6 protein-coding genes are annotated in these 8,316 nt (G+C 68.7%); 4 read left to right on the top strand and 2 right to left on the bottom strand.

What is annotated here, in order from left to right; genetic code table 11:
• Positions 1–176 precede the first annotated feature (176 nt).
• Positions 177–1,517, bottom strand: a complete 1,341-nt coding sequence (xseA, locus tag ACFX4F_RS00925) for an exodeoxyribonuclease VII large subunit (RefSeq protein ID WP_380651320.1) — start codon at positions 1,515–1,517, stop codon at positions 177–179.
• A 45-nt stretch (positions 1,518–1,562) separates the two neighbouring features.
• The gene (gene queG / locus ACFX4F_RS00920; protein WP_380651317.1) at positions 1,563–2,633 is read right to left on the bottom strand and encodes a tRNA epoxyqueuosine(34) reductase QueG; all 1,071 of its coding nucleotides are present in this window, start codon (positions 2,631–2,633) and stop codon (positions 1,563–1,565) included.
• Between the two features lie 23 nt (positions 2,634–2,656).
• Between queG and ACFX4F_RS00915 the strand changes: the two genes are divergently transcribed.
• The 4 genes from ACFX4F_RS00915 to mutL all read left to right on the top strand — a co-directional run bounded on the left by ACFX4F_RS00915 (position 2,657) and on the right by mutL (position 8,310).
• Positions 2,657–4,141 (top strand): NAD(P)H-hydrate dehydratase, encoded by a 1,485-nt coding sequence (locus ACFX4F_RS00915; protein WP_380651314.1) that lies wholly within the window; start codon positions 2,657–2,659, stop codon positions 4,139–4,141.
• Complete coding sequence (tsaE, locus tag ACFX4F_RS00910) at positions 4,138–4,620, top strand: tRNA (adenosine(37)-N6)-threonylcarbamoyltransferase complex ATPase subunit type 1 TsaE (protein WP_380651311.1); 483 nt, start codon at positions 4,138–4,140, stop codon at positions 4,618–4,620. Before ACFX4F_RS00915 ends, tsaE begins: the two co-directional genes overlap by 4 nt.
• A gap of 82 nt (positions 4,621–4,702) precedes the next feature.
• Positions 4,703–6,280, top strand: coding sequence for an N-acetylmuramoyl-L-alanine amidase (locus ACFX4F_RS00905; RefSeq protein WP_380651308.1), 1,578 nt, complete (start codon positions 4,703–4,705; stop codon positions 6,278–6,280).
• A gap of 128 nt (positions 6,281–6,408) precedes the next feature.
• Positions 6,409–8,310, top strand: a complete 1,902-nt coding sequence (gene mutL, locus ACFX4F_RS00900) for a DNA mismatch repair endonuclease MutL (RefSeq protein WP_312705867.1) — start codon at positions 6,409–6,411, stop codon at positions 8,308–8,310.
• Positions 8,311–8,316 lie beyond the last annotated feature (6 nt).

The following is an 8,316-nucleotide window of genomic DNA, read 5'->3' as shown; positions in this document are numbered from 1 at the left end:
GTCGGATTGCGGGGTGTCAGCCGCATGGATGCGGCTGCCAAGCCTACAAGGACGTACTTGCGGCGTCCCCGCAATCCGACACCGCTCCGCCATCCCACGGAATGCCAGCTGTTGCTTCGGCTGCTGCCGTTGCTCTGGCGTCTGCAGGTGCAGGGCGCAGCCCTGCCGAACACCCCTTACTTGACCGCCGTCACCTGGACGTCGATCACGCCGTCGCCGACGCGGGCCTGCAGTGCATCACCCGGTTGCACCTGCTCGATCCGGCGCACCAGCGCGCCATCGTCTGCACGGGTCACGATGCTGTAGCCACGCGCGACGGTGGCCAACGGACTGACCGCTTCCAGCGAACGTGCAAGGCCACGCAGGCGCAGTGCATCACGTTGCAGCAGGCGCTGCAGCGCCGCCTGCGGGCGCCCGCCCAGCGCCGCAAGGCGACGTCGCAGTGCCTCCATCTGCCGTTGCGGATGGTGACCACGCAACACTGCGGCAGCATGGCGCAGGCGGGCCGCGCGACGCTCCTGCTGCTGGTTGTGTGCCGCATGCAGTCGACGCCCAAGGTCCAGCTGGCGCCGGCGCAGCAGATCCAACCGCGCCTGCGGGCTCTGTGCATTCAAACGCAGCAGGGCGCGATCAGCGCGCTGCATGGCCTGCTGCAGGGCGTGGCGTTGCAGCTGCACCATGCGTGCCGCATTGCGGCGCAGGCGCAGGGCCAGGTCGCGCTGATCGGGCACCAGCAGTTCTGCGGCCACCGAAGGCGTCGGCGCGCGCAGGTCAGCGGCAAAATCGCTGAGACTGAAGTCGGTTTCGTGACCTACCGCCGAGACCACCGGCGTGCCGCTGGCGGCGATTGCACGGGCCAGGGCTTCATCGTTGAACGCCCACAGGTCTTCCAGTGAGCCACCACCGCGGGTCAGCAGGATCACGTCGTAGCGGCCGCTGGCATCGGCGGCCTGCAGCAGGCAGGTGATCTGCGCGGCAGCGGTCGCGCCCTGCACCAGGGTCGGCAGCAGATCCACTTCCAGCAACGGGAAGCGGCGGCCGAGCACGCTCAGCACATCGCGCACGGCGGCACCGGTGGGCGAGGTGATCACCGCCAGACGCTGCACATGGGCCGGCATTGGCCGCTTGCGGGCCGGGTCGAACAGTCCCTCGACCTCCAGCCGCGCCTTCAGTTCCTCGAACGCGCGGCGCAGCGCACCTTCGCCGGCTTCCTCCATGTGGTCCAGCACCATCTGGTACTCGCCACGGGCGTCGTACAGGGTCACCTTGCCACGCACCAGTACGCGCATGCCCTCGCGCGGCACGAACTTCAGGTACTGCGCCTTCATCCTGAACATCGCAGCGCGCAACTGCGCACGCGCGTCCTTCAGGGTGAAGTACAGATGGCCGGACGCCGGGCGCGCCACGCTGCCCAGTTCGGCTTCGACCCAGATCGCAGGAAAGCTGCCTTCCAGCAGGTCGCGTGCGAGGGTATTGAGCTGGCTGGGGGTGAAGACGTCGTTGTTGCGTGGCTGCATGGTTACGGCGTGGGGCAGATGGAGCAGGGGCCTCAGGATCGCACGTCAGCGCAGGCCGTGCTGGCCCAGTGCCCATTGCACGTGTTCGCGGACCACGGGGGAAGCATCCTCGGCGCGTGTCTGCAGTGCCGACAGCGTCTCTACCGTGGTCGGCGCATTGCCCAGTGCCACGGCGATGTTGCGCAGCCAGCGCTCGTGGCCGCTGCGGCGGATCGGGCTGCCTTCGGTACGGCGCAGGAATTCAGCTTCGTCCCACGCGAACAACTGGTCCAGGCGCGCGGTATCCAGGTTGTTGCGCGCGCGGAAGTCTGCCTCGTCGGTACGTTTGGCGAACTTGTTCCAGGGGCAGACCAGCTGGCAGTCGTCGCAGCCATAGATGCGGTTGCCGATCAGTGGTCGCATCTCCACGGGGATCGCGCCGTCATGCTCGATGGTCAGGTAGGAAATGCAGCGGCGTGCATCCAGCCGCTGCGGGCCGGTGATGGCCTGGGTCGGGCAGACGTCGATGCAACGCGTGCAGGTGCCGCAGTGGGCGCTGGCCGGGGTATCAATCGGCAACGGCAGGTCGATGTAGATCTCGCCGATGAAGAACCATGAGCCGCCGTGGCGGTCGATCAGGCAGGTGTGCTTGCCGATCCAGCCCAGCCCCGCGTTGCGTGCCAGTGCGCGCTCCAGCACCGGCGCAGAGTCGACGAACACGCGGTAGCCCAGCGGCGCCACCTCATCGTTGATCTGCGTGGCCAGCTTCTGCAGGCGGTTGCGCATCAGCTTGTGATAGTCGCGGCCGAGTGCGTAGCGCGCCACATAGGCGCGGCCCGGATCGGCCAACGTGGCCCAGGCTTCGGTGTCATCCTTGTGGCTGTAGTCCATGCCCACCGAGATCACCCGCACGGTGCCGGGCAGCAGCTCTGCCGGGCGCGCGCGCAGGGTGCCGTGGCGGGCCATCCAGTCCATCGTGCCGTACAGGCCCTGGCCCAGCCAGTCGGCCAGGTGCGCCTCATCCTCGCCCAGTTCGATGCCGGCGATACCGCAGCGCTGGAAGCCATGCGCACGCGCGAGGTCGCGGATGCGTTGAACGGCCAGGGCCGGATCGAGGGGGGCAGGGGCGGGGGACATGTGCACCAGTATAAAATCCCTGCATGGCCAACCTTGCCGATCTGTTCGATTCCCGTGCCGCACGCACACTCGATGCCCAGGCGTCCGCGCTGGCGGGCGAGGCTGGCTGGGGCCTCATGGCGCAGGCGGGGCAGGCGGCCTGGCAATGCCTGCTGCAACACTGGCCACAGGCGCGCCGGCTCGGCGTGGTCGTTGGCAGCGGCAACAATGGCGGCGATGGTTACGTGCTGGCCCGCCATGCGCTGCAGGCGGGGCTGCAGGTTGAGGTGGTCGCGCTGCCGGGCAGTCCGCCTTCCACGGCACTGGCGCAGCGTGCGGCAGCGGAATTCAGGTCCGCAGGGGGAGCCGTTGCCGAGTTCAACGGCGAACTGGTCCAGGCCGATGTATGGGTTGACGCCCTGTTCGGCCTCGGCTTCGCCCGCGCACCGAGCGGTGCAGCACAGGCCTTGATCGAGGCGCTGAACGCGCAGCGGGCGCCGGTGTTGGCGCTGGATGTGCCGAGCGGCGTCGATGCCGACCGCGGCTGCGTGCCGGGCGTAGCCGTGCGCGCGACCCTGACCTTGCAGTTCATCGTCGCCCATCGTGGCCTGTACACCGGCGACGCGCTGGAATACGTCGGGCGCAGGCAGCTGGCCCCGCTGACGCTGCCCGACGAGGCCTGGCAGGGTGTCGTTGCCGCTGCAGAGTGCTGGACGCAGCCGCGCCTGCCCGATCTGCTGCCGCCGCGCCGTGCCAACAGCCACAAGGGTGATTCCGGCCATGTGCTGTGCGTGGGCGGCAACCATGGCAGCGGCGGTGCCATCGCGATGGCTGCCGAAGCCGCGCTGCGTGCTGGCGCAGGCCTGTTGAGCATCGGCACGCGTGGCGACCATGTCGGCCCACTGCTGGCCAGGTTGCCCGAAGCGATGACGCATGCGCTGGAAGATGGCGCTGCGCTGCCCGCGTTGCTGGCAAAAGCCAAGGTGGTGGCGATCGGCCCTGGCCTGGGCCAGGACGAATGGTCGCGCGCGCTGTATGTGCGTGTGCTGCAGTCGGGCCTGCCGCTGGTGATCGACGCCGATGCGCTGAACCTGCTGGCGCAGGATGCGCACGCGTTGACCGATGCGATCCTGACCCCGCACCCCGGCGAAGCCGCGCGCTTGCTGGAAACCACCACGGCGGCAATCCAGGCCGATCGCTACGGCAGCGCGCAGGCGCTGGCCGAGCGCTATCACGCGGTGGTGGTGCTGAAAGGGGCTGGCAGCATCGTCGCCGCGCCCGGCCACACCCCTCGATTGATTGCGGCCGGCAACCCGGGAATGGCGGTGGGTGGCATGGGGGACCTGTTGACCGGCATCATCGCCAGCCTGCGCGCGCAGGGTCTGCCTGCGTTCGATGCGGCGGCAGGCGGTGCGCTGCTGCATGCCCTGGCCGGTGATGTCGCCGCAGCCGACGGTGCCCGCGGCCTGCTTCCCACTGATCTGCTGGCGCCCCTGCGGCGGCTGGCCAACCCGGACTGTTCCCGATGACCGAATTCTTCCTTGCTGACAGCGACGCCACCGAACTGCTGGGGCAATGGCTGGCAGCCACCCGTCCGCCGCAGGCGCTGGTCGAACTGCGCGGCGATCTTGGCGCCGGCAAATCGACCACGGCACGCGCGCTGCTGCGGGCGCTCGGCGTGCAGGGCGCGATCCGCAGCCCCACTTACACGCTGGTCGAGCGCTATCCGTTGTCCAGTGGCGGCGAAGCCTGGCACCTGGACCTGTATCGCATCGGCCAGGCCGGCGAGCTGGATTTCCTTGGGCTGGACGAGGGCAGCGCGGTGCTGTGGCTGGTCGAGTGGCCCGAGCGTGGTGCCGGTGCACTGCCGCCCACCGATCTGGTCGTGGCACTGGAAATTGAAGGGAAGGGGCGTCGCGTGCGTCTCACTGGCGTCAGCGACGCGGGACGTGAATGGCTGTTGCGGCTTCCCGAAGGTGGCGACTTGCAGGCCCTTTCTGTCGGCTGACGAGAACAAACACCGGCAGGTTACGGATTATTAAGGAAAAAGGTGTTGCATTCCGTTCAGTGCGGTGATTGAATCCTGAGTCATGCGCCCGGGGAATCGACTCATTGCCATCTGTGCCGCCGTCGGACTTGGTCTGGCGAGCGTCAGTGCGTGGGCCGGTGAGGTCCGTCAGGTCCTGCTGAATACCGGTTCTACCGGAACCCGTGCGGAAATCGCGCTGGTCGGCAGTGGCGGCTACAAGACCCTGTCGTTGGCCGGTCCGAACCGGCTGGTGGTCGATTTCCCCGATTCCAGCGCGGTGCGCAACCTGAAGATGCCTTCGCCGCAGGGCGTGGTCACGGCGGTGCGCACCGGGCAGCCGGTACCGGGCACCTTCCGTGTCGTATTCGACCTGGCCGAGACGGTCGCGCCCTTCCGCCCGCAGATGCAGCGCGAAGGCAATGAATCCAAGCTGGTGATCGAGTGGCCGGGCGATGGTCCGGCCGTGGCCGCCAGCCGACCCGCGGTGACCCCTGCGCCGACGCAACCGCCTGCAGCATCTTCGGTGAGCCCGGCTTCGACCCCGAGCCCGACCCCAGCACAGACCGCACAGTCCCGTGGCGATGCCGCGCGCGCCACCGCGCTGTTGACCGCGCAGGTCCAGCAGCAGGCCAGTGCCAGCGCTGCGGCACCCGCCGCGCCGACGCCGGCGCCGAGCACCACCCCGGTGCAGATGGCGGCAGCAGGTACCACCGCCAGCAGCACGCCGACGTCATCGCCGGCAGCGATCCTGGCCGGCCAGGCCACCACTGCGGTGGTGACCACCCAGCCGAAGCCGGTGCCGGCCCCTGTTGCGCCGACCGAGTCGCCACGTCCGACCATGCCCAGCGATGCCTCGCGTATCCGCATGCAGCCGGGCATGCGTCACCTGGTGGTGGCGATCGACCCGGGCCATGGCGGCCAGGACCCCGGTGCCATCGGCCCGACCGGCAAGCGCGAGAAGGACGTCACCCTGGCGGTGGCGCGTGAACTGGCCCGTCAGGTCAATGCCACGCCCGGCCTGAAAGCGTTCCTGACCCGCGACAGCGATGTGTTCATTCCGCTGCCGATGCGTGCGCAGAAGGCGCGTGCGAACAAGGCCGACATCTTCATTTCAATCCACGCCGATGCCGCCGAGAACCGCTCGGCCACCGGTTCGTCGGTATACGTGCTGTCGACCAAGGGCGCGTCTTCGCAGCGTGCGCGCTGGCTGGCGGACAAGGAAAACGCCGCCGATCTGGTCGGTGGCGTGCGCCTGCAGCAGACCGAAGGCACGTTGGCCAACGTCCTGCTGGACCTGGCCCAGAGCGGGTACATGAAATCCTCCGAGGATGCTGCCGGCCACGTGCTGGGCGGCCTGAAGCGGATCGGCAACAACCACAAGCCGAACATCGAGCGCGCCAACTTCGCCGTGCTGCGCACCTCGGACATGCCGGCGATGCTGGTGGAAACCGCGTTCATCTCCAACCCGGATGAAGAGCGCCGCCTGATCGACCCGGCCTACCAGCGCAAGGTCGCCGGTGCGGTACTCGATGGCGTGCACACGTTCTTCAGCCGGCAACCGCCGCCGGGGACGCTGTACGCCGCGCGCGCGCAGGCCGAGATCGACGCCGCAAGCACCGTGGCCGGCGGCAGCAAGTAAACCGCTGGACCGCCTGATTCTGCTGGAGCCAGGCCCTGCCTGGCTGGCGCTGCACACGGTGGATCTCGACCCTACCTGTCGCCGCTCCGCTATCATCGTGGCATGACGTCTGCCTGCCCCACCTGCCCATGAACGCGCCCGATCCGCGTCCGATCCGGCCGTTGCCGGAAATCCTGATCAACCAGATTGCCGCCGGTGAGGTGGTCGAACGGCCCGCATCGGTGGTCAAGGAGCTGGTTGAGAACGCGATCGATGCCGGCGCCAGCCGCGTCGACATCGAACTGGAAGAAGGCGGTGTGCGCCTGATCCGCATCCGCGACAACGGCAGCGGCATTGCCGCAGAACAGTTGCCACTGGCCGTCTCGCGGCACGCCACCAGCAAGATCGCCAACCTGGACGAGCTGGAAGCGGTGGCGACGCTGGGGTTCCGTGGCGAAGCGCTGCCGTCGATCGCCTCGGTCAGTCGTTTCACCCTGTCCTCGCGCCGTGCCCATGATGAGCACGGTTCGGCACTGCAGATCGAAGGCGGCAAGATCGGCGAGGTGACCCCGCGCGCGCATGCGCCGGGCACCACGGTGGAAGTGCGCGAGTTGTTCTACAACGTGCCGGCGCGGCGCAAGTTCCTGCGCGCCGAGCGCACCGAGCTGGGGCATATCGAAGAGTGGTTGCGCTCGCTGGCGCTGGCCCGTCCCGATGTCGAGCTGCGTGTCTCGCACAACGGCAAGGCCTCGCGTCGCTACAAGCCGGGCGACCTGTATTCGGACGTGCGCCTGGCCGAGACCCTGGGCGAAGACTTCGCCAGCCAGGCCGTGCGCGTGGACCACAGCAGTGCCGGCCTGCGCCTGCATGGCTGGATCGCGCAGCCGCATTATTCGCGTGCCAGCACCGATCAGCAGTACCTGTACGTCAACGGCCGTTCGGTGCGTGACCGCAGTGTTGCCCACGCGGTGAAGATGGCCTACGGCGACGTGCTGTATCACGGTCGGCAGCCAGCCTATGTGCTGTTCCTGGAACTGGACCCGACGCGCGTCGATGTGAACGTGCACCCGGCCAAGCATGAGGTGCGCTTCCGTGACTCGCGGCTGGTGCATGACTTCGTCTACCGAACCTTGAAGGATGCGCTGGCCGACACCCGCGCCGGCATGAGCGCGCAGGAGATCGGTGCAGGCGCGGTGCATCCGGCCGAAGGCGGCAGCGCGTCTGCGATGCCGGGCACGACGGCCTCCAGCTTCGGCTACGTGCGCGGTCCGGCACCCGGTGCGGGGCAGGGCGGTGGTGGCGGCTTTTCCGGTTGGCGCCCGCAGCAGCCGCTGGGCCTGCAGGTGGCCGATGCACCCGCGGCCTATGCTGCGCTGTATGCCTCGCCAGCCGGTGCCGAGCGCGGTGCGGCACTGCCGCCGATGCCGATGGAGAACGGACTGCCGGTCACCAGCGCCGACGCCGGGGTGCCGCCGCTGGGTTACGCCGTTGCCCAGCTGCATGGCATCTACATCCTGGCCGAGAATGCCGAAGGCCTGATCGTGGTCGACATGCATGCGGCGCACGAACGCATCGGCTACGAGCGGTTGAAGAATGCACACGATGGCATCGGCCTGCAGTCGCAGCCGTTGCTGGTGCCGATCACCCTGGCGGTGGGCGAGCGCGAGGCAGACACTGCAGAAGCGGAGGCCGATACGCTGGCTGCGCTCGGGTTCGAGATCACCCGCGCCGGACCAGGCGCACTGCACGTGCGCAGCATCCCGGCGCTGCTGGCCCATGCCGAGCCAGAAGGCCTGCTGCGCGATGTGCTGACCGACCTGCGCGAGCACGGCCAGAGCCGTCGCATCGCCACGGCGCGCGACGAGCTGCTGTCGACCATGGCCTGCCATGGTGCCGTGCGTGCCAACCGGCGCCTGACCGTGCCGGAAATGAACGCGCTGCTGCGCGACATGGAAATCACCGAACGGTCCGGCCAGTGCAACCACGGCCGGCCGACCTGGGCCCGTTTTTCGCTGGCGGAGATCGACCGCTGGTTCCTGCGCGGACGTTGAGGGGAG

The organism is Stenotrophomonas sp. YIM B13575 (genome assembly GCF_042787595.1).
GTDB classification, from domain to species: domain Bacteria; phylum Pseudomonadota; class Gammaproteobacteria; order Xanthomonadales; family Xanthomonadaceae; genus Stenotrophomonas; species Stenotrophomonas lactitubi_B.
This window is presented reverse-complemented; position numbering and strand designations above follow the sequence as displayed.